Annotated in this window: 20 protein-coding genes; 3 read left to right on the plus strand and 17 right to left on the minus strand. The window is 75.8% G+C overall.

Annotated features, from left to right (window positions below; genetic code table 11):
* Positions 1 to 39: 39 nt before the first annotated feature.
* The 6 genes from ABZ793_RS21380 to ABZ793_RS21405 form a co-directional block, all read right to left on the minus strand.
* The gene (locus ABZ793_RS21380; protein ID WP_357459911.1) at positions 40 to 1,278 is read right to left on the minus strand and encodes a beta-ketoacyl-[acyl-carrier-protein] synthase family protein; all 1,239 of its coding nucleotides are present in this window, start codon (positions 1,276 to 1,278) and stop codon (positions 40 to 42) included.
* Positions 1,275 to 2,891, minus strand: coding sequence for a class I adenylate-forming enzyme family protein (locus ABZ793_RS21385; RefSeq protein WP_357459913.1), 1,617 nt, complete (start codon positions 2,889 to 2,891; stop codon positions 1,275 to 1,277). Before ABZ793_RS21385 ends, ABZ793_RS21380 begins: the two co-directional genes overlap by 4 nt.
* Complete coding sequence (locus tag ABZ793_RS21390; RefSeq protein ID WP_357460098.1) at positions 2,888 to 3,424, minus strand: beta-ketoacyl synthase chain length factor; 537 nt, start codon at positions 3,422 to 3,424, stop codon at positions 2,888 to 2,890. Before ABZ793_RS21390 ends, ABZ793_RS21385 begins: the two co-directional genes overlap by 4 nt.
* Positions 3,425 to 3,498: 74 nt before the next feature.
* The gene (locus ABZ793_RS21395) at positions 3,499 to 4,581 is read right to left on the minus strand and encodes a beta-ketoacyl synthase N-terminal-like domain-containing protein (RefSeq protein ID WP_357459916.1); all 1,083 of its coding nucleotides are present in this window, start codon (positions 4,579 to 4,581) and stop codon (positions 3,499 to 3,501) included.
* Entirely contained in the window at positions 4,574 to 4,819 is a 246-nt protein-coding gene (locus ABZ793_RS21400; protein WP_350707497.1) for an acyl carrier protein, read from the minus strand. Before ABZ793_RS21400 ends, ABZ793_RS21395 begins: the two co-directional genes overlap by 8 nt.
* Positions 4,819 to 5,085, minus strand: coding sequence for an acyl carrier protein (locus ABZ793_RS21405; RefSeq protein WP_350685991.1), 267 nt, complete (start codon positions 5,083 to 5,085; stop codon positions 4,819 to 4,821). Before ABZ793_RS21405 ends, ABZ793_RS21400 begins: the two co-directional genes overlap by 1 nt.
* A gap of 15 nt (positions 5,086 to 5,100) precedes the next feature.
* On the opposite strand from ABZ793_RS21405, the gene ABZ793_RS21410 reads away from it, so the two are divergent.
* Positions 5,101 to 5,868, plus strand: a complete 768-nt coding sequence (locus ABZ793_RS21410) for a 4'-phosphopantetheinyl transferase superfamily protein (protein WP_357459920.1) — start codon at positions 5,101 to 5,103, stop codon at positions 5,866 to 5,868.
* Here ABZ793_RS21410 and ABZ793_RS21415 read toward each other — a convergent pair.
* The 11 genes from ABZ793_RS21415 to ABZ793_RS21465 all read right to left on the minus strand — a co-directional run bounded on the left by ABZ793_RS21415 (position 5,799) and on the right by ABZ793_RS21465 (position 15,956).
* Positions 5,799 to 7,190, minus strand: coding sequence for a class I adenylate-forming enzyme family protein (locus ABZ793_RS21415; protein WP_357460101.1), 1,392 nt, complete (start codon positions 7,188 to 7,190; stop codon positions 5,799 to 5,801). The genes ABZ793_RS21410 and ABZ793_RS21415 overlap by 70 nt on opposite strands.
* A gap of 393 nt (positions 7,191 to 7,583) precedes the next feature.
* Positions 7,584 to 7,904: a multidrug efflux SMR transporter gene (locus ABZ793_RS21420; RefSeq protein WP_357459922.1), complete on the minus strand. Its 321-nt coding sequence runs from the start codon at positions 7,902 to 7,904 to the stop codon at positions 7,584 to 7,586.
* A 55-nt stretch (positions 7,905 to 7,959) separates the two neighbouring features.
* Positions 7,960 to 8,283: an antibiotic biosynthesis monooxygenase family protein gene (locus tag ABZ793_RS21425; RefSeq protein WP_357459925.1), complete on the minus strand. Its 324-nt coding sequence runs from the start codon at positions 8,281 to 8,283 to the stop codon at positions 7,960 to 7,962.
* The gene (locus tag ABZ793_RS21430; RefSeq protein WP_357459927.1) at positions 8,280 to 9,530 is read right to left on the minus strand and encodes a beta-ketoacyl synthase N-terminal-like domain-containing protein; all 1,251 of its coding nucleotides are present in this window, start codon (positions 9,528 to 9,530) and stop codon (positions 8,280 to 8,282) included. Before ABZ793_RS21430 ends, ABZ793_RS21425 begins: the two co-directional genes overlap by 4 nt.
* Positions 9,527 to 10,795 (minus strand): beta-ketoacyl-[acyl-carrier-protein] synthase family protein, encoded by a 1,269-nt coding sequence (locus ABZ793_RS21435; RefSeq protein ID WP_357459929.1) that lies wholly within the window; start codon positions 10,793 to 10,795, stop codon positions 9,527 to 9,529. The genes ABZ793_RS21430 and ABZ793_RS21435 overlap by 4 nt, the downstream gene beginning before the upstream one ends.
* Positions 10,796 to 10,850: 55 nt before the next feature.
* The gene (locus ABZ793_RS21440) at positions 10,851 to 11,255 is read right to left on the minus strand and encodes a cupin domain-containing protein (protein ID WP_357459931.1); all 405 of its coding nucleotides are present in this window, start codon (positions 11,253 to 11,255) and stop codon (positions 10,851 to 10,853) included.
* Entirely contained in the window at positions 11,248 to 12,000 is a 753-nt protein-coding gene (locus ABZ793_RS21445; RefSeq protein ID WP_357459934.1) for an SRPBCC family protein, read from the minus strand. The genes ABZ793_RS21440 and ABZ793_RS21445 overlap by 8 nt, the downstream gene beginning before the upstream one ends.
* Entirely contained in the window at positions 12,000 to 13,376 is a 1,377-nt protein-coding gene (locus ABZ793_RS21450; protein WP_357459937.1) for an acetyl-CoA carboxylase biotin carboxylase subunit, read from the minus strand. Before ABZ793_RS21450 ends, ABZ793_RS21445 begins: the two co-directional genes overlap by 1 nt.
* 11 nt (positions 13,377 to 13,387) lie before the next feature.
* Positions 13,388 to 13,891 (minus strand): biotin/lipoyl-containing protein, encoded by a 504-nt coding sequence (locus ABZ793_RS21455; RefSeq protein ID WP_357459939.1) that lies wholly within the window; start codon positions 13,889 to 13,891, stop codon positions 13,388 to 13,390.
* Entirely contained in the window at positions 13,888 to 15,621 is a 1,734-nt protein-coding gene (locus ABZ793_RS21460; protein ID WP_357459941.1) for an acetyl-CoA carboxylase carboxyltransferase subunit alpha, read from the minus strand. Before ABZ793_RS21460 ends, ABZ793_RS21455 begins: the two co-directional genes overlap by 4 nt.
* Positions 15,618 to 15,956 carry a TcmI family type II polyketide cyclase gene (locus ABZ793_RS21465; RefSeq protein ID WP_350707477.1) on the minus strand — a complete coding sequence of 113 codons (339 nt, stop codon included), beginning with the start codon at positions 15,954 to 15,956 and terminating at the stop codon, positions 15,618 to 15,620. Before ABZ793_RS21465 ends, ABZ793_RS21460 begins: the two co-directional genes overlap by 4 nt.
* 414 nt (positions 15,957 to 16,370) lie before the next feature.
* Here ABZ793_RS21465 and ABZ793_RS21470 point away from each other — a divergent pair, with 414 nt between their 5' ends.
* Positions 16,371 to 17,174 carry a BTAD domain-containing putative transcriptional regulator gene (locus ABZ793_RS21470; protein WP_357459944.1) on the plus strand — a complete coding sequence of 268 codons (804 nt, stop codon included), beginning with the start codon at positions 16,371 to 16,373 and terminating at the stop codon, positions 17,172 to 17,174.
* A gap of 124 nt (positions 17,175 to 17,298) precedes the next feature.
* Positions 17,299 to 17,646, plus strand: coding sequence for a TcmI family type II polyketide cyclase (locus tag ABZ793_RS21475; protein ID WP_357459947.1), 348 nt, complete (start codon positions 17,299 to 17,301; stop codon positions 17,644 to 17,646).
* The last annotated feature ends 6 nt before the right edge of the window (positions 17,647 to 17,652 follow it).

The following is a 17,652-nucleotide window of genomic DNA, read 5'->3' on the forward strand; positions in this document are numbered from 1 at the left end:
TGCCGCCCGGGCGCGCCCCGCCCGGGGGTGGAGCCTGTCTCAGGCCCTCGGCCGGGCGGCCCGCGCGAGCAGCAGGCTCACGTTCTGGCCGCCGAAGCCGAAGGAGTTGGTCAGCGCGTACCCGGTGTCCGTCGCCCGCGGCTCCTTGCGGATGTGGTCCGCCGGGCAGGCCGGGTCCGGGTCGTCGAGGTTGTGCGTCGGCGGGAGCAGGCCCCGGCCGAGTGCCAGCGCGGTGGCCGCCGTCTCCAGCACCCCGGAGGCGCCGAGCAGGTGGCCGGTGAGCGCCTTGGTGGAGCTGACCGGGACGCCACGGTCGCCGAACACCTCGGCCAGGGCGGTGGTCTCGGCGATGTCGCCGAGCTTCGTGCCGGTGCCGTGCGCGTTGACGTAGCCGACCCGCGCGGCGGGCACGCCGCCGCTGGCCAGCGCGCGCCGCATGCACTCCGCCGCGCCGGCGCCGTCGGGCCGCGGGGCGGTCGGGTGGTACGCGTCGGTGGTCGCCCCGTACCCGGCGACCTCGGCGTAGCCGGTGACGCCCCGGGCGGCGGCGTGCTCGGCGCGTTCCAGCACTAGCAGGGCCGCGCCCTCGGCGAGGACGAACCCGTTGCGCCGGGCGTCGAACGGCCGGCTCGCCGCCGTCGGGTCGGCCCAGCCCCGGGCCAGCGCCCGGGCATTGCCGAAGGTGTCGGCGAACGTCGGGAACAGCGGCGCCTCGCTGGCCCCGCACAGCACCACGTCGGCCTCCCCGGCGCGGATCAGCCGGACCGCGTCGGCGACCGACTGGGCGCCGGAGGCGCAGGCGGTGCCGACCGAGGAGGTGTAGCCGCGGATGCCGTACGCGATGGCGATCCGCGCCGCCGGCATGTTCGGCAGGATTCCGGTGAGCAGGTACGGGCTGACGGCGGCGCGGCCCCGCTCGGCCCGGGCCAGCACCTGCGCCTCCAGGGTGGACATCCCGCCGACCCCGCCGACGATCACCCCGATCCGGCCCGGATCCACGTCCCGGCCCACCTCGATGCCGGCGTCGGCGAGCGCGTCGGCGGCGGCGAGCAGGGCGAGCACGACGATCCGGTCCAGCACCCGGGTCTCCGGCCCGGAGGCGACGGTGCGCGGGTCGATCTCCGGGAGCAGGCCGGCGACCTCCAGCGACCCGGCGGCGGGGTGCCCGGCCGGCGGCCGGGTCAGCCCGGACCGCCCGGTGCGGAGCGCGTCGAACGTCGCCGCGACGCCCCGGCCGACGGGGGTGAACAGCCCCATCCCGGTGATGACGGCGGTCATGACGCCGCCTCGGTGAGATAGCGCTCCCGCAGGGCCACCTTGCGCACCTTGCCGGTGACGGTGACGGGGATGTCGGCGGGCCGCACCGGCACCACCCGGCGCAGGGTCGCGCCGACGTCCGGCCCGAGTGCCGCCCGGACCCGCGCGGTGCGGTCCTCGGCGTCGTCGGCGCCGGCGGCGAGTTCCAGCAGCACGTCGGTGACCACCCGGCCGGCCTCGGCGACGATCACCACCGTGCAGTCGGTGACGTCGGGGCAGGCGGCGAGGATCCGCTCCTCCGACAGCGCGGTGTAGAACCGCCGGCCGTCGCCCACGTCGACCGAGTCGACGGCCCGGTCCATGTGGTAGTAGCGGCCCTCGTCGTCGGCGTACACCAGGTCGCCGGTGAGATACCAGCCGCGCCGGCGGAAGCGGTGGGTGGTGACCGAGTCGTTCCAGTAGCCGCGGAACAGCGACGGCGAGTCGATGCCGAGCCAGCCCACCTCGCCGGTCGGCACCGGCTCGCCCGCGGCGTCGAGCACGGCGACCCGGGCGAACCGGTAGGGGCGGCCGATGCAGCGGCCGTACCGGTCGGTGTCGGTGCGGTGGGTGATGTGGAACATCGAGTGGCCCATCTCGCTGGAGCCGAGCCCGTCGATGAAGACCGAGCCGGGCACCCGCGTGATCCCGTCGCGGGTCACCACGTCCCGGGAGCCGACCGCGACCAGCCGGCGCACGTGCGGCTCGTGCGAGCAGTCGCCGGTGTTGAACCACAGCGACACCGACTCCAGGTCGTACGCGGACAGGTCGAAGCGGGCCAGTTCCGCCCAGGTGACGGAGAAGCCGAACACCCCGTCGGGGCGCCAGCGCTGGATCGCGTCCAGCACCCGCTCGCCGCCCTGGTCGGACAGCAGGAACATCTCCGCCCGGTTGCCGAGGGCCTGGTTGACCATGAGCACGGTGGCGGTGTGCGGGGCGGGCAGCGCGTTGAGGATGCGGTTGGTGCCCTGTGCCTGCGGCATGGCGAGCAGGTGCCGGGTGGCGGCGAAGAGGCTCGCGTGCGAGTGCAGGACCGCCTTCGGCACCCCGGTGGTGCCGGAGGTGTGGGTGATGATGACCGGGTCGTCGGCGTGGTGCCGGTAGTGCGCCGGCGCGGCGGCCGGGTCGCCCGTGCCCGCCTCGGCGGGGGTGCCGATCACCGGCACGCCGAGGTCGTGCCCGGCCAGCAGCGCGGTGTGCGCGTCGTCGGCGAGCACCCCGACGCCGCGCAGCCGGCGGATGTACTCGGCGGCGATCTCCGGACGCAGCCTGCCGTTCATCAGCGCCGGGATCGCACCGAGCCGGGTCAGTGCGAGGTAGCTGAGCACCATGTCGGCGGCGGCGGTGGCCCAGACGGCCACCGGGTCGCGCGGCTTGATCCCCCGCTCGTGCAGCCACGCGGCGCGGGCGGCGACCCGCTCGTCGAGCCGGCCCAGCGTGAGCGGCAGCTCGGCCGGGTGGCCGTCCACGGCGGTGTCGAAGGTGAGCCCCGGCCCGTGCGGGTCGGCGCCGTGCGCCAGCACCCGGGCCAGCACGTTGCCGGCGCCGATCCCGTCGTCCGCGGCCAGCGTTCCGCGTAGTCCCCTGGTCCTCATGGCGTTCCTCCCCCCAGCAGCACCGCTACGGCCCGGGCGCCGGGCTCCCCGCCCGGGCCCCGCGCACCGCCGTCGTCCGGTGCCTGTTCGATCAGGACCAGCAACGCCCGGTCGGCGTCACCGTCGTGCAGCAGCAGGTCGACCTCGGCGATCCCCTCGTCGCGCGGGTCCCCGGTCGGCGCGAGGCAGACCACGGGCCCGCCCAGCCCCCAGCGGGCGGCCACGTGCCCGGCCACGCTGTTGGGCACCGACTGGAAGAAGAACAGCGGTCCGGGCCGGCCGCCGGCGGCGACCGTGGCGCGCACGTGCGCCGCGCTGGCCCGGTCCCCGGCCGCGCTGGCCAGCACGACCGCGGTCCGCTCCCCGTCGGGCGCGGGTCGCCCGTCGTACGCCCGGGTCAGGCAGCGCTCGGCGACCGCCGCGACCAGGGGCGGGAAGCTGGAGTGCACGAACCCGGGCACCGGCGGCGGCGCGCCGTCGCCCGGCTCGGGCCAGGCCGCCTCGGCCAGCACGGCGAGGCGACCGGCGGCCACGGTCGCCGGGCCACCGTCCGGGCGCGTGTCGTCCGAGCGCGTGCCGTGGGTGCCGGCGGGCCCGCTCGCGGCGTTCACGCGGCGCCCACCAGCAGGGCGGTGTTCGCGCCGCCGAAGGCGGCGTTGAGGCTGAGCGCGTACCCGGTGGCGGCCGGCCGGGGCGCGTCGCGGATGACGTCGACCGGGCAGGCCGGGTCGGGGTCGAGCCAGCCGGCGTTGACGGGCAGCTTCCCGTGCCGCAGGGCGAGCACGGTGACCACCAGTTCCAGCAGGCCGGAGGCCTCCAGGGCGTGCCCGTGCAGCGCCTTGGTGGAGCTGACCGGGGTCCGCGCCGCCGCCGCGCCGAGCGCCGCGCGCAGCGCCGCCGCCTCGGAGGCGTCGCTGTAGCCGGTGCCGGTGGCGTTGGCGTTGACGTACCCGATCGCCTCCGCCGCCAGCCCGGCGCGGCGCAGCGCCGCGGCGACCGCGCGGGCCAGGCCGCGCCCGCCCGGCTCCGGCTGGCAGGGGTGGAACGCGTCCCCGGCCCGGCCCCACCCGAGCAGGTCGGCCACCGGCGCCCGGGCGACGGCCGTCGACTCCAGCACCACCGCGGCGATCCCGTCGCCGAGCAGCAGCCCGGTGCGGCCGGCGCTGAACGGGCGCACCGCGCCGTCGGTGGCGAGGGCGCGGCCGGCGTCGAAGAGCGCGTACTGGTCCGGCTCGACCAGGTAGCCGGCCGCGACCACCGCCCGCTCGACGTCGCCCCGCCGGATCAGGGCCGCGGCGTCGGCCACCGCGCTGCTGGCCGAGACGCAGGCGGTGGTGTACGCCCGGGTCGGGCCGGTGAGCCCGGTCCGCGCGGCCAGGCCGGTGGTCAGCGCCGGCACGCCCGCGCCGCCGTGCACGGCCAGCAGCAGCGCCGTGCCGGCCCGGCGGCCGGCGTCGAGCCCGGCGGCCCGGCAGGCGGCGTCGACCGCCTCGGCCAGCTCGTCGGCCAGGTCGCCGACGTCGGGCAGGGTGGCGGCTGCGTCGACCCGGCGCGACGCCGTGTCGAAGCGGTCCACCGGCCGGAACGCGGGCGTCCCGGCCAGGACGCCGGCGAGCTGCGCGTCGGGTCCCCTGCCGAGCGCGCTGGTCGCGTGGACGCCGGTGAGCTGGACGGCGGCCCGTTCAGCCATCGGCGGGGGCGGTCAGGGAGGTCCGGAAGACCGCCAGGGCGTCGTCGACGGTACGGATGCCGGCGAGCTGGTCGTCGGTGAGGTCGAGCCGCCGGTCGTAGCGCTGCTCGACGAGGTGCACCAGCCAGGCCAGTTCCATCGAGCCGATCCGGTCGCCGACCTCGGCGGCCGGCTTCCCGGTGAGTTCGGCGAGCATGGTCACCAGGTCAGCTCGCCCCAGGTCGGGCTGACCGGCCATCAGGAGTTGTCGCTCGTCGCCCCGGCGACCCGGTCGGCGACCATCGTGGTGAACTCGCCGACCGTCATCAGGGCCAGCTTCTCCGACTCGTCGTCGGCGAACTTCAGGCCGTAGCGGTCCTCCACCCGCACGGCCAGGTCGGCGAGGGCCAACGACTCCAGGTCCACCCCGGACGGTCCGAGGGTGGTCTCGTCGTCGATGCCCTCGACGTCGTAGTTCATGTCCTCGAGCTGCTCGACGACGAAGGCGCGGATCTCGGCTCGCATGGTTAACCTCTCTCCGTGAGCCAGTTACCGGTGCCCGGTCGGGACACCGTGTACGTGTGGGTCGGCCGAGGGGACGGCGGTCGGCCGATCCCGGCCGGGCGGCTGCTGCGGCGGGCGGGTGCCACGCTGCTCGGCCGCGCGGAGGCGCAGATCGTGGTGGGCCACGGCCCGGACGGGCGGCCGTTCGTCGGCGCGTCCGATGACCCACGGATGGAGCTGCCGGTCAGCGTGAGCCGCGCCGACCGGGTGGTCGTGGTCGCCGCCCGCGTGGCCGGCCCGGTCGGGGTCGACGTGGAGCGGTCCCGACCGCTGCCCGCCCTGGCGCTGGCCCGGCGGTGGTACGCCCCGGCCGAGGCGGCCTGGCTGGCCGGGCGGCCCGCCGGCGGCCGGGCGGCGGACTTCCTGCGGTTGTGGACCGCGAAGGAGGCGGTGGGCAAGGCGCTCGGGGTGGGGTTGCGCGACGGCGGCCTGCGCCGGCGGATGCCGGTGCCTGCCGCTGCCGGCGCGCCCCGGCGCGCGGGCACCGCGCGGCCGGTGGGCGGCGGCGAGCTGCGGCCGGTGCCCGGCGTGGCGGGGCTGCGCGTCGGGCACCCGCCGGTCGGCGGGGGCCTCGTCGTGGCGGTCGCGGTGGTCGGCGCCGCCGCGCCGCCGGTCGAGGTGGTGGAGGTCCAGGTGGACGGGGACGGGACGGTCGGGGCGGCGCGGCGGACCGGTCACGTCGCCGCCGCCCGGAGCGCGTCGACCGAGCGGACCAGCTTGCCGGTCGTGGTGCGGGGCAGCTGATCCAGCAGGTGCAGGGTGCGCGGTCGCTTGTAGCCGGCCAGCCGCTCGGCGAGCAGCTTGTCCAGCACCTCCTCCGACAGCGGCCCGTCCGGCTGCACGTACGCGGTGATGCCGTTGTCCCAGACGACCACGGCGGCGGCGACGCCGGGCAGCCCGGCGGCGGTCGTCTCCACCTCGGTGAGGTCGACCTTCAGGCCGCCGACGGAGACCTGCGAGTCGAGCCGCCCGCGCACGGTGACCAGCCCGGTGCCGGGGTCGACCGTGCCGGCGTCGCGGGTGTGCAGCCAGCCGTCGGCCCAGCGGGTCGGGTCGCTCAGCCCGACGTACGGCGACGCGGGGCAGCTGACCTGGAGCTCGCCGTCGACCTCGCGGACCTCGATGCCGGGGGCGGGGGCGATCGACGGGCGGTGCCGCCCGTACAGGTCGGTGCCGATGACGCCGACCTCGGTCATCCCGTACATGTTGCCCAGCGGCACGCCGTGGCGGTCGGTGAAGGCGCGGGCGACGGTGGCCGGGACCAGCTCGCCGCCGGTGGTCATCCGCTTGAACTGCGGCAGCGGCCCGGCGGGCCGGGTGGAGGCGAGCAGTCCGATGTGGAACGGCACGCCGAGCACGGTGGCCGGTGAGTCGTCGGCGGCGATCGCGGCCAGCACGGCGTCGCCGCTGAGCCGCTCCGGCGGCACCAGCTCGACGCCGGCGTGCAGGCCGTAGAGCAGGCCGCCGACCAGGCCGAGCACGTGGACCATCGAGGGCAGCAGAATGATCCGTTCGCCGGGCAGCGCCACCCCGTCGATGCGGGTGTAGCGGTGCACCTCGGCGACGAGGTCGTCGGCGGTGCGGCCGATCACCTTGGACGGTCCGGTGGAGCCTGAGCTGAGTTGGATCACCGCGTGCCCGCTGACCGCGGGGCGGTCGGCGTACGGGGTGACGCCCTCGGTGACGTCGACGAAGACGCGCAGCGCCCCGCCGCCGCCGCGCACCGGGGCCACGACCACCTGCGGGGTGAGCCGCTCCAGCGCCCGGTCCACCTCGTGGTCGGTAAGGCGGTGGTCGAGCAGGACGGCCTGCGCCCCGGTGCGCCAGGTGGCCAGCAGGTTCACCACGTACGCCAGTGACGGCGGCAGGCGGAGCGCGGCGGCCCCGCCCGGGCGCAGTCCGGCGGCGGCGAGACGGGTCTGCGCATCGGCGACCAATCGCCGCAACGTGCCCCGCTCCACCGGTTCCGGAAGTCGTATACAAATGTCGTTCGCAGGCCCTGCGAGCAACACGTCGTCGACCCATTCCGGGGTCCCTGCCGCAGGATTTTCCGTCGGACGATCCATGCTCACCGCCGTCCACCGCCCAGCCTGAAATAGGGCGAGTACGCCCAAAGGGTGCATCTTTCGGGGTGCTGCCGGAACACTACGACAGCCGCGAGAACCATTACTAGATGCAAATGGCTAGATCAAAAAAAGCGGCTGGCCGGATTGCAGACCCTCGATCGGACAGGCAGTATCGAGCGCGTACGGCAGCGCGCCGCTCACCATGGGTGAGGTGCGTCCGCAGATCGGCGCCGGCCCACCGCCCGGCACGCAGGCCCACCGGTCGCGTGGGGCCTCACCTGGCGACGGGACCCCGGCGACCACACGGGTGCCCGCCTACGCGCAGGCGACCGGGGGCCTGTCCGACCGGCGGGCGTGCGCGGCACGCTCCCTCCGGTTCCGTCGCGCGCCGCCCTAGTGCGCGCCGCCGACGTTGAGCACGACCACCCCGGCGATGACCAGGCCGACGCCGACCACCTTGGTCACGCTCAACGGCTCGCCGAGGAACACCGCGCCGATCGCCACGATCGCGGCCGTGCCGAGCCCGGACCACAGGGCGTACGCGACGCCGACCGGGATGTCCCGCACCGCGAGGGAGAGCATCCCGAAGGCGGCCAGGTACGCCACGGCCAGGCCGAGCGTCGGCCAGAGCCGGGTGAACCCGTCGGTCGCCTTGAGCAGACTGGTGCCGAGGACCTCGGCGGAGATCGCGAGAAGCAGGAAGACGTACGCCATGCCGGTGATCCTGCGGCACGCCGTGCCGCGCCGCGCACGGCGTGCCGCCGGGCGGTCAGACGCGCGCCACCTCGGGAGTCTGCGCGTGGACGACGAAACGCAGCGAGCGGGCGTCGGTGAAACACTCCCGCATCGGCCGCACCAGATCCCGGTGCCCGGGACTGCGTTCCCACGCCTCGAAGTCGGCCAGGGACTCCCACTCACTGGTGATCAGCCACTGCTCCGGGTCCGCCGCCGACCGGCACACCTGGTCGACCAGGTGCCCCGGCACACCGTCGGCGACCAGGTGCCGCACCGCCTCGTACGCCCGCAGGAAGTCCGCCGTCCGCTCCTCGGCCACCCGTACGAGAAAGACGACCCGAGCCCGTGCCCCGCTCATTCCGCTGCTCCCCTCGGTGCCGGTGGCGCTCCCCGCAGCACCAACGCGCTGTTGAAACCGTCGAAACCCCGGGCGCAGACCAGCGCCAGCCGGCTGCGCGGCTGCCGGGGCGCCCGCAGGAAGCCCAGTTCGCAGCCCGGCGCCGGCTCGCGGGGACCGGCGGAGGCGGGCAGCGTGTCGTGGCGGAACGCGAGCAGCGCGGTGGCCACGTCCAACGCGGAGCCGCCCTGGTGGGCGCGGCCGGTCAGCGCCTTGTGCGTGCTCACCGGCGGGGGCCGGTCGCCGAAGACCGCCCGCAGCGCCTCGGCCTCGGCGCGGTCGAAGCGGGGCACCCCGAGGGCGTCGGGGACCACCACGTCCACCTCGTCCGCGGTGACCCCGGAGCGGTCCAGGGCCAGCCGCATCGCCCGGGCGTACCGGGCGGAGTCGCCGCCGGCGTCCGGGCCGGTGTGCGCGGCGTCGTGGGTGGCGCCCCAGCCGGTCACCTCGCCGTAGACCCGGGCGCCCCGGGCCAGCGCGTGCCCCAACTCCTCCACCACGAACACCGCCCCACCCTCCGCCGGCACGTAGCCGCCGGCCGACCGGTCGAACGGCCGGTACGCCACCTCCGGGTCGGCGACGTCGCTGAGCAGCCCGGAGCGGAGCTGACAGGTCAGCGCGTACGGGCTCAGCGGGCACTCGGTCGCCCCGGCGATCACCACCGGCGTGCCCCGGCGCACGGTGCGCACCGCGTGGGCGAGGCTGTCCAGCCCACCGGCGGACTCGGCGACCAGCACCCCGCACGGCCCCTTGAACTGGTGGTGGATGGAGAGCTGCCCGACGCTGGCGGCGTAGAACCAGGCGATCGACTGGTACGCCCCCACCGTGCGGGTGGCGCCGCCCCACAGCCGTTGCAGTTCCCGCTGCCCGAACAGGTTCCCCCCGGACGAGCTGGCCAGCGTCACCGCCCAGCCGTAGGGCTCGGGGGCCCGCTCGGGCAGCCCGGCGTCGGCCAACGCCAGCCTGGTCGCGGCGAAGCCCAGATGCGTCCAGCGGTCGGTCTGCACGAGCTGCCGGGTGTCGGCGTACGCCGCCGCCTCGAAGCCGGGCACCTCCCCGGCGACCCGGGTCGGGTATTCCGTCGGGTCGAAAAGGGTGATCGGGCCGGTGCACCGGGTCCCCGCCGCGACCGTGCGCCAGTGGGCGTCGGCGCCGATGCCGCTGGGCGCCACCACCCCGATGCCGGTGACCACGGCCCGGGCGCTCACGCCGCCGCCGCCAGCCGCCGGAACACCATCGCGGACTGGAAGCCGCCGAAGCCGCTGCCCACCGACAGCGCCACGTCCACCGGGGTCTCCCTGGCCACGTTGGGCACGTAGTCCAGGTCGCACTCCGGGTCCCGGGTGGCCCAGTTGGCGGTGGGCGGCACCACGCCGTACTCGATGGCCAGGGCGCAGGCGGCCATCTCGATCGAGCCGATCGCGCCGAGCGAGTGCCCGACCATCGACTTGATCGAACTGATCGGCACCCCGTACGCGGCCTCGCCGAGCGCCCGCTTGAACGCCGCCGTCTCGTGCCGGTCGTTCTGGCGGGTGCCGGAGCCGTGCGCGCTGATGTAGGAGACGTCCTGCGGGGACAGCCGGCCCTGGCGCAGCGCGTCGGTGATCGCCAGGCCCATCTCCACCCCGTCCGGACGCAGCCCGGTCATGTGGAAGCCGTTGGCGCGGCTGGCGTACCCGGCCAGCTCGCAGTAGACGTGCGCGCCCCGGCGGCGGGCGTGCTCCCACTCCTCCAGCACCAGCACCGCCGCGCCCTCGGCGAGGACGAAGCCGTGGCGGTCGGCGTCGAACGGGCGGGAGGCGTGCGCCGGGTCGTCGTTGTCCGGGCTGGTCGCCTTGATCGCGTCGAAGGAGGCGACGGTGACCGGGGAGATCGGCGAGTCCGACGCCCCGGCCAGCACGATGTCGGCCTCCCCGTCGACGATGAGCTGGTGGGCGTAGCCGATGGCGTCGATGCCGGAGGTGCAGCCGGTGGACACGACCTGGGCGGGGCCGTGCAGCCCGTGCCGGACGGCCACGTCGGCGGCGAGGCTGCTCGGCACCAGCGCCGGGTACAGGTACGGCCCGCCGAGGGCGTGGTCGACCAGCCACCGCCGGCCGGATTCGCTGACCCGCACGTACTCCTGCTCCAGCGCCATGGTGCCGCCGACGGCGGTGCCCAGCACCACGCCGGTGACCTCCCGCTCGGCGTCGGTGGGTTCCAGGCCGCTGTCGGCGAGCGCCTCGATGGAGCAGGCCAGGGCGAACTGCACGTACCGGTCGGCGCGCTGCCGTTCGGCGAGGGTGATGCCGGCCGCGTCGGGGTCGAACTCGCACTCGGCGGCGATCTGGGAGCGGAACGGCGACGGGTCGAAGAAGGTGATCCGTCGGGTGGCCGTACGCCCTGCGGTCACGGTCTTCCAGAAGCTGTCCCGGGTGGCGCCGCCCGGCGCGACCACCCCGACGCCGGTGACGACCGTGCGGCGCCCGGTCACGACGCCACCTCGGTTCGCGGCTGCGGGGCTCGCAACCCCGGCTCACTCCTCGTGCTCACGACCCGCCCCGCTGCTCGACGAGTTCGGTGTCGACGTGGCCCAGTTCCGGCCGGGGTGCGAGGGGTCCCAAATGGAAGACGACCTCGGCCGGCTCGCCGCCGGTGTTGCGCAGCCGGTGCCGGACGTTGCGCGGCACGAACAGCGCCTCCCCGGCGGCCAGCGGCACCTCCTCGTCGTCCAGGTCGGCGGTGATCGTGCCCCGGACGACGTACAGGAACTCCTCGCTGTAGGGGTGGTAGTGCTCGGCGATCCGCTCCCCCGGGCGCAGCGTCGCCACCCCCATGAAGCCGGAGGTGCTGCCGACGGTCTTCGGGCCGAGCAGCACCCGCAGCTCGCCGCCGCGGCGGCCGTCCGGCGCGACGTCGGCGGCGGCCACCAGCCGCAGGGTGTCCTCACTCATCGCCGGCTCCCGTCGCCCCGTCGGCACCGGCCGGGGCCCGGCCGCCGCCGTCGGCGGCCAGGCGTTCGATCTTCTCCTTGATGACGGCGAGCTGCACGGCGCTGTTGGTGTTGATCCGGTCGGTCATGCCGGCGTTGTCCACCGGCGCGGTCGGTTTCATCGCGAAGTCCTGCACCCAGGTCATCCGGGTGCCGCCGGGCTCCTCCGCGTAGCTCCAGTGGATGCGCATGTACTCGAACGGCCCGGTCTCCACCCGCCGGGCGCGCACCTGCCGGGTGGCCGGGTCGGCGGTGCGTTCGCTGACCCAGCTCCACGCCACCCCGTTCTCGTCGGGGTGCATGGTGAGCCGGAACCGCACGGTGTCGCCGTCGCGGTCCAGGATCTCCGCCCGGGCGTACTCGGTGAACAGCTCGGGCCAGCCGGCGACATCGTTGGTGACGTCCCAGACCAGCGGCAGCGGCGCGGCGACGAACACGCTGTTCTCGGTGTGTCCGGGCGGGTCGGCGCGGCGGGCCACCAGCTCGGCGACACCGGCGATGCTGAGCTGCCCGGCCTCCTCGGGGATCCGCACCTGCCACCGGTCGGCGACCACGGCGGAGAGTTCGAGCAGCGCCAGCGAGTCCATGCCGAGTTCCTCCAGGGACGCCGCCGGGGCGCGGGCGGCGGCCTCGGCGTCCAACCCGCAGTTGGCCACCAGGATGTCGGTGATCTCGGCGGTCAGCGGACGGCCATGGGTGACGGTCATCAAAGCCTCCTGTGGTGTGCGTCGGACGGGCCGGCGAGCAACTGGTCGACCAGGCCGGTGGAGTAGCGGCCCTTGCGGAACCCGGCGTCGTCGAGCACCCGCCGGACGAACGGGATGGTGGTGCGGACCCCGGGCCCGGCGATGTCGAACTCGTCGAGGGCGCGTTCCAGCCGGTTGAGCGCGAGCTCCCGGTCCGGCGCCCACACCGCCACCTTGGCCAGCAGGGAGTCGTAGTACGGGCCGAACAGGTAGCCGGCGTGGCCGTGCGTGTCGACCCGGGTGAACGGGCCGCCGGGCGGGACGAAGCGGTCCAGCCGGCCGGGGGTCGGCGCGAACCCGCGGTCCGGGTCCTCCACGTTGACCCGGCACTCGATGGCGACCCCGTGCGGGCGGATGTCCTCCTGCCGCCAGCGCAGCGGCACCCCGGCGGCGATGTGCAGCTGCTCGTGCACCAGGTCGATCCCGGTGATCATCTCGGTCACGGGGTGCTCGACCTGGATCCGGCAGTTGATCTCGAGGAAGTGGAACCGCTCGTCGGGGTCGACGAGGAACTCCACCGTGCCGGCCCCGGTGAAGCCGGCGGACAGGGCACCGCGCAGGGCGCATTCCGCGATGGCCTCCAGGGTGCCGGCGGACAGCGCCGGGGCGGGCGCCTCCTCCACCAGCTTCTGGTGCCGGCGCTGCACCGAGCAGTCCCGGGTGCCCAGGTGCACCCCGTTGCCGTGGGAGTCGCACAGCAGCTGCACCTCGACGTGCCGGGCGCCGGTCAGGAACCGCTCCACGTACACCCGGTCGTCGCCGAACGCGGCCTGCGCGGCGGCCCTGGTCCGCGCGTACGCCCGGGGCAGCTCGGCGGGGGTGGCGACCACGGTCATGCCCCGGCCGCCGCCGCCGGCCGCCGCCTTGACGATCACGGGGTAGCCCGCCTCGGCGGCCACCTCCGCCGCCGCAGCCGCGGTGGGCACCGGCGCGACGCTGCCCGGCGGCAGCGGCAGCCCGGCCCGGCGCATCAGCGCCCGCGCCGAGGACTTGTCCGCCAGCGCGGCCATCACCTCCGGCGGCGGACCGATGAACGTCAGCCCGTTGTCGGCGCAGATCTCGGCGAAGTCGGCGTCCTCGGAGAGGAACCCGTAGCCGGGATGCACCGCCTGCGCGCCGACCTGCCGGGCCGCCTCCACGATCGCGGCGGCGTTGAGGTAGCTGCGCCGGCTGGCCGGCGGACCGATCAGGACGGCCTCGTCGGCGAGGCGCACCACGGCGGAGTCGGCGTCCGCCGTGGAGTAGACGACGGCGGTACGCACCCCCAGCTCGCGGCAGGCGCGCAGCACCCGCAGGGCGATCTCACCCCGGTTGGCGATCAGCACCTTCTCGAACATCACGCACCGCCTCAGACCGGGTCCAGCGCGACGAGCGGCTGGTCGTACTCGACCGGCTGCCCGTCGGCGGCGAGGAGTTCGGCGACCCGACCGCCCCGGTCGGCGGTCACCTCGTTCATCAGCTTCATCGCCTCGACGATGCCGATGACCTGGCCGGGGCGGACCAGGTCGCCGACGGCGACGAAGGGCGCGGCGCCCGGCTCCGGCGCCCGGTAGAACGTGCCGACGATGGGCGAGCGCACCGCGTACCGGCCCGGCTCGCCGTCGGCCACGGGCGGCGGCGCGGGCCGGGCCGCGACGGGCACCGCCTCCGGCGCCTCCGCGGGCGACCCGCCGTGCCACTCCACCTCCAGCACCGTGTCGCCGCTGCGCAGCCGCACCCGGCGGACCGGGCCGGCCAACTCGGCGACGAGGTCCCGGGCGTGCCGCCGCAGCCCGGCCAGCACCGCGTCCACCCCGGACGCCGACTCCGCGCCGGCCGGCGCGGTGTCGACCGGGGCACCGCCCGCGCTCACCGGACACCCGACCGGGCGCCGAGGCGGGCCGCGCCGAAGCGCCGGAACCGCTGCCGGCGGCGCCGGACCAGCGTGGCGGGCGGCACGTCCAGCAGCGGCAGCAGGGCGGCCGACACCGCCGCGCCCAACGCGCGCGCGGCCGCCTCCGGGTCGTGGTGCGCGGCCGGGGCCGGCTCGGGCACGAGGTCGTCGACCACCCCCAGGCGGCACAGGTCGGGCGCGGTCAACCGCAACGCGCGCGCCGCCTGCGGGGCGGCCCCCCGATCCGGCCAGAGGATGGCGGCGCAGCCCTCCGGGCTGATCACCGAGTAGACGGCGTGCTGGAGCATCAGCACCCGGTCGGCCACCGCGAGGGCCAGCGCGCCGCCGCTGCCGCCCTCCCCCGTGATCACCGCGACGACCGGGGTGGGCAGCACGGCGAGCGCGAGGATGTTCTCCGCGATGGCCGCCGCCTGCCCCTGCTCCTCGGCGCCCACGCCGGGATCCGCCCCGGGCGTGTCGACCAGGGTGACCACCGGCAGGCCGAGGCGGGCGGCCAGCCGCATCAGCCGCAGCGCCTTGCGGTGCCCGGCCGGGCTGGCCATGCCGAAGTTGCGGGCGACCAGCTCGGCGGTGGTGTGGCCCTTCTGGTGCCCGATCACCATGACGGGCCGGCCGTCCAGCCGGGCCAGTCCGCCGACCACCGCCGGGCAGTCGGCGCCGAGCCGGTCGCCGTGCAGCTCGACGAAGCCGTCGAACGCCGACTCCAGGTAGTCCAGTGTGGTCGGCCGGCCCGGGTGCCGGGCCAGCCGCACCGTCTCCCAGGCGTCGCCGCCCGGCGGGTCGGCCGGGCCCGGCGCCGTCGCGGCACCCGCCTCGCCGGCCGGCCGCGCCACGCCCGGCGACGGCTCCTGCCGGGGTACGGCGGGACGCGCCGCCGGCCGACGTCCCGCCCGGGCCGCGGCGAGCAGCGCCGCCAGCCGGCCCCGCAGGGCGTGCCGGGGCACCACCATGTCGACCTGCCCGTGCCGCAGCAGGAAGTCGGCCGTCTGGAAGCCCTCCGGCAGCGGCCGGCCGGTGACCTGCCGGATCACCCGGGGCCCGGCGAAGCCCATCCGCGCCCCGCTCTCGGCGATCACCACGTCGGTGTTGGTGGCGAACGAGGCCGCCACTCCCCCGTACGTCGGGTCCGTGAGCAAGCTGACGGTGAGCAGCCCCGCCTCCCGCAGCGCGGCGATCGCCTGGCTGACCGTGGCCATCTGCATCAGCGACAGGACGCCCTCCTGCATCCGCGCGCCGCCGGAGGCGGTGACCAGGATCAGCGGCGTGCCGTCCTCCAGCGCCCGCTCGGCGGCCCGGGTGATCAGCTCCCCCACGGCGCAGCCGAGGCTGCCGCCGAGGAAGCGGAAGTCCATCACCGCGAGCGCGCACGGATGCCGGCTGATGGTGGCGGTGCCGCAGACGACCGCCTCGGCCAGCCCGGTGCCGGCCCGGGCGGCGGTGAGCCGGTGCGGGTACGGCAGCAGGTCGACGAAACCGATCGGGTCGACCTCCGCCGGCCGGTCCGGCAGGGCGGTGAACGACCCCGGGTCGACGAGCTGGAGCAGCCGCTCCGGCGCGTCGAGGCGGGCGTGCGTGCCGCACTCGGGGCAGACGTCGAGGTTGCGGCGCAGCCGCTTGCGGTACAGCAGGGTGGCGCAGCCGCCGCAGCGGGACCAGAGCTGCCCCTCCCGGGGCGCGGTGGCGGTCACGACGGCCGCCCGGCGGGCGCGGCGTCGAAGCGGTAGAAGCACCGGGCCATGGCGTCGCGCGGCTCCCGCCACGTCGGCAGGTACGGCGAGACGTACGGGCGCAGCCGGGCGCTCACCCGCACGAACTCGGGGTGCCCCCGGGCCGCCTCGACCGCCGCCCCGGCCGGCGCGTCCGTCTCCAGCAGGTGCACGTAGAGGTCACCCAGCCGGTACAACGACCGGTGCCGCACCCCGACCAGGTGCGGCAGCTCCGTCGCGTCGGACTCGGCGAAGATCTCGGCGACGCGCGCCTCGGCGCTCGGCACCACCTTCGCGACGATCAGCGAACGGTCCATGGGTGGACCTCCCTCCACGGCGTCCGACGTCGGTGACGACGGCGCCGGCCGAGCCGGACGACTGGCGACACGATGCGGCCACGGGCGTCACGGCGGCGTCACCACGGCCCGCCGCCCGACAACGCCACTTCGTGACGCTGCGTTGACGCAGGCTGTGTATCCGCTGTACAACACCGCTCGCCACGGTGGACTATCCGCAGTTCAGAACCGTTTTCGTGGACACGTCGCCGGCGGTCCGATCTCATCCGAAACATTGACCGAGAGTGACCACGATTGATAATCTTCGTCACGGTCAGCCCGGCGGCCGCGGCGCGCGACGCCGCGCCGCGGCGGAGCGACCCGACAGTGGGGTCAAGGGCAGCCGCGCCGGGACAGCAGAGGAGTCGGGACGAGCGTTCCGCAGGGGGTGCCGCCGTGGCCGCTGATCCGTCGACGCCGACCACCGGGCGCCGCCCCGGCACGCAGATATCGCTGCACCTGCTCGGCGGCTTCCGGCTGCTGCACGGCGACACCCCCGTCGTGGTGCCGCGCGGCCTGCAACGGGTCATCGCACTGATCGGCCTGCGCCCCGGCGCCACCCGCAGCCACCTCGCCGGGCTGCTCTGGCCCGACGTCCCCGAGGACCGCGCGCTGTCGTCCCTGCGGACCGCGCTGTGGCGGCTACGCCAGGACCCCTGCTGCCCGCTCACCACCGCCGGCGACACCGTACGCCTCGGCCCCACCGTCCGGGTCGACGTCGACGCCCTCATCGGCACGGCCGCCCGGGTACGCGACGGCGACGCCCCGTGCGCCGCCGCCCTCGCCGCCGGCCGACACGACCTGCTCCCCGGCTGGTACGACGACTGGGTCCTCGCCGACCGGGAGCGGCTGCGCCAGCTGCGGCTGCACATGCTGGAGGAACTGGCCGGCCAACACCTGGCGGCGGGCCAGCACGGGCAGGCCCTGGAGGCCGCGCTCGAGGCGATGGCCGCCGAGCCGCTGCGCGAGACCCCGCACCGGCTGGTGGTGCGCATCCACCTCGCCGAGGGCAACGCCTTCGAGGCCGTGCACGCCTTCTACGTCTACCGCGACCTGCTGCTGCGGGAACTTCGGCTCGAACCCTCCGCAGCCATGACCGCGCTGCTCGACGACACCCTCGCGCCCATCCGCGAGGCCACCCGGGACACCCCGCCGCCACGCCGCACGCCGTCCGCCCGGGTCGCGCCCCGCGCCCGCTGAACCGGCGTCACCGGCGCAGCCGCACACGTGACGGGCAGGTGACAGCCGCCCGGGCAGGGTGGGCCGCACAACAATCCGTGGTCTCCGACACCGCTCGCGGAGCGCCACCGGCGAGAGGGGTCCCATGAGCCGTCTACTGATCGTCAGCAGGATCATCCCGGGCGCGGAGGGTCGGGTCGCGCAGATCTTCGCCGAGTCCGACGCGACCGAACTGCCCGCCCTGACCGGCGTCCGGCACCGGTCCCTGTACTGCCTGCACGACCTGTGCGTCCACCTGATGGAGACCGCGGAAGTCGACCCGGACGCCCTGGCCGGCGCCCGCAACCACCCGCTGTACCGCCAGGTCAACGAGCGCCTGTCCGCGCACACCTCGCCGTACCTGCCGACCTGGCGCTCGCCACGCGACGCGATCGCCGGCTGCTTCTACCGCTGGGACGCCGCCGACGCGCCGTCCCCGCACGCGGCCGGCTGAACGGAG

The organism is Micromonospora sp. NPDC047465 (genome assembly GCF_040643125.1).
Lineage (GTDB): Bacteria > Actinomycetota > Actinomycetes > Mycobacteriales > Micromonosporaceae > Micromonospora.

Coding starts and splice junctions, on each gene's coding strand:
- ABZ793_RS21380 (WP_357459911.1), bottom strand. CDS start 1,278: ATGACCGCCGTCATCACCGGGATGGGGCTGTTCACCCCCGTCGGCCGG.
- ABZ793_RS21385 (WP_357459913.1), bottom strand. CDS start 2,891: ATGAGGACCAGGGGACTACGCGGAACGCTGGCCGCGGACGACGGGATC.
- ABZ793_RS21395 (WP_357459916.1), bottom strand. CDS start 4,581: ATGGCTGAACGGGCCGCCGTCCAGCTCACCGGCGTCCACGCGACCAGC.
- ABZ793_RS21400 (WP_350707497.1), bottom strand. CDS start 4,819: ATGGCCGGTCAGCCCGACCTGGGGCGAGCTGACCTGGTGACCATGCTC.
- ABZ793_RS21405 (WP_350685991.1), bottom strand. CDS start 5,085: ATGCGAGCCGAGATCCGCGCCTTCGTCGTCGAGCAGCTCGAGGACATG.
- ABZ793_RS21415 (WP_357460101.1), bottom strand. CDS start 7,190: ATGGATCGTCCGACGGAAAATCCTGCGGCAGGGACCCCGGAATGGGTC.
- ABZ793_RS21420 (WP_357459922.1), bottom strand. CDS start 7,904: ATGGCGTACGTCTTCCTGCTTCTCGCGATCTCCGCCGAGGTCCTCGGC.
- ABZ793_RS21425 (WP_357459925.1), bottom strand. CDS start 8,283: ATGAGCGGGGCACGGGCTCGGGTCGTCTTTCTCGTACGGGTGGCCGAG.
- ABZ793_RS21440 (WP_357459931.1), bottom strand. CDS start 11,255: ATGAGTGAGGACACCCTGCGGCTGGTGGCCGCCGCCGACGTCGCGCCG.
- ABZ793_RS21445 (WP_357459934.1), bottom strand. CDS start 12,000: ATGACCGTCACCCATGGCCGTCCGCTGACCGCCGAGATCACCGACATC.
- ABZ793_RS21450 (WP_357459937.1), bottom strand. CDS start 13,376: ATGTTCGAGAAGGTGCTGATCGCCAACCGGGGTGAGATCGCCCTGCGG.
- ABZ793_RS21465 (WP_350707477.1), bottom strand. CDS start 15,956: ATGGACCGTTCGCTGATCGTCGCGAAGGTGGTGCCGAGCGCCGAGGCG.
- ABZ793_RS21475 (WP_357459947.1), top strand. CDS start 17,299: ATGAGCCGTCTACTGATCGTCAGCAGGATCATCCCGGGCGCGGAGGGT.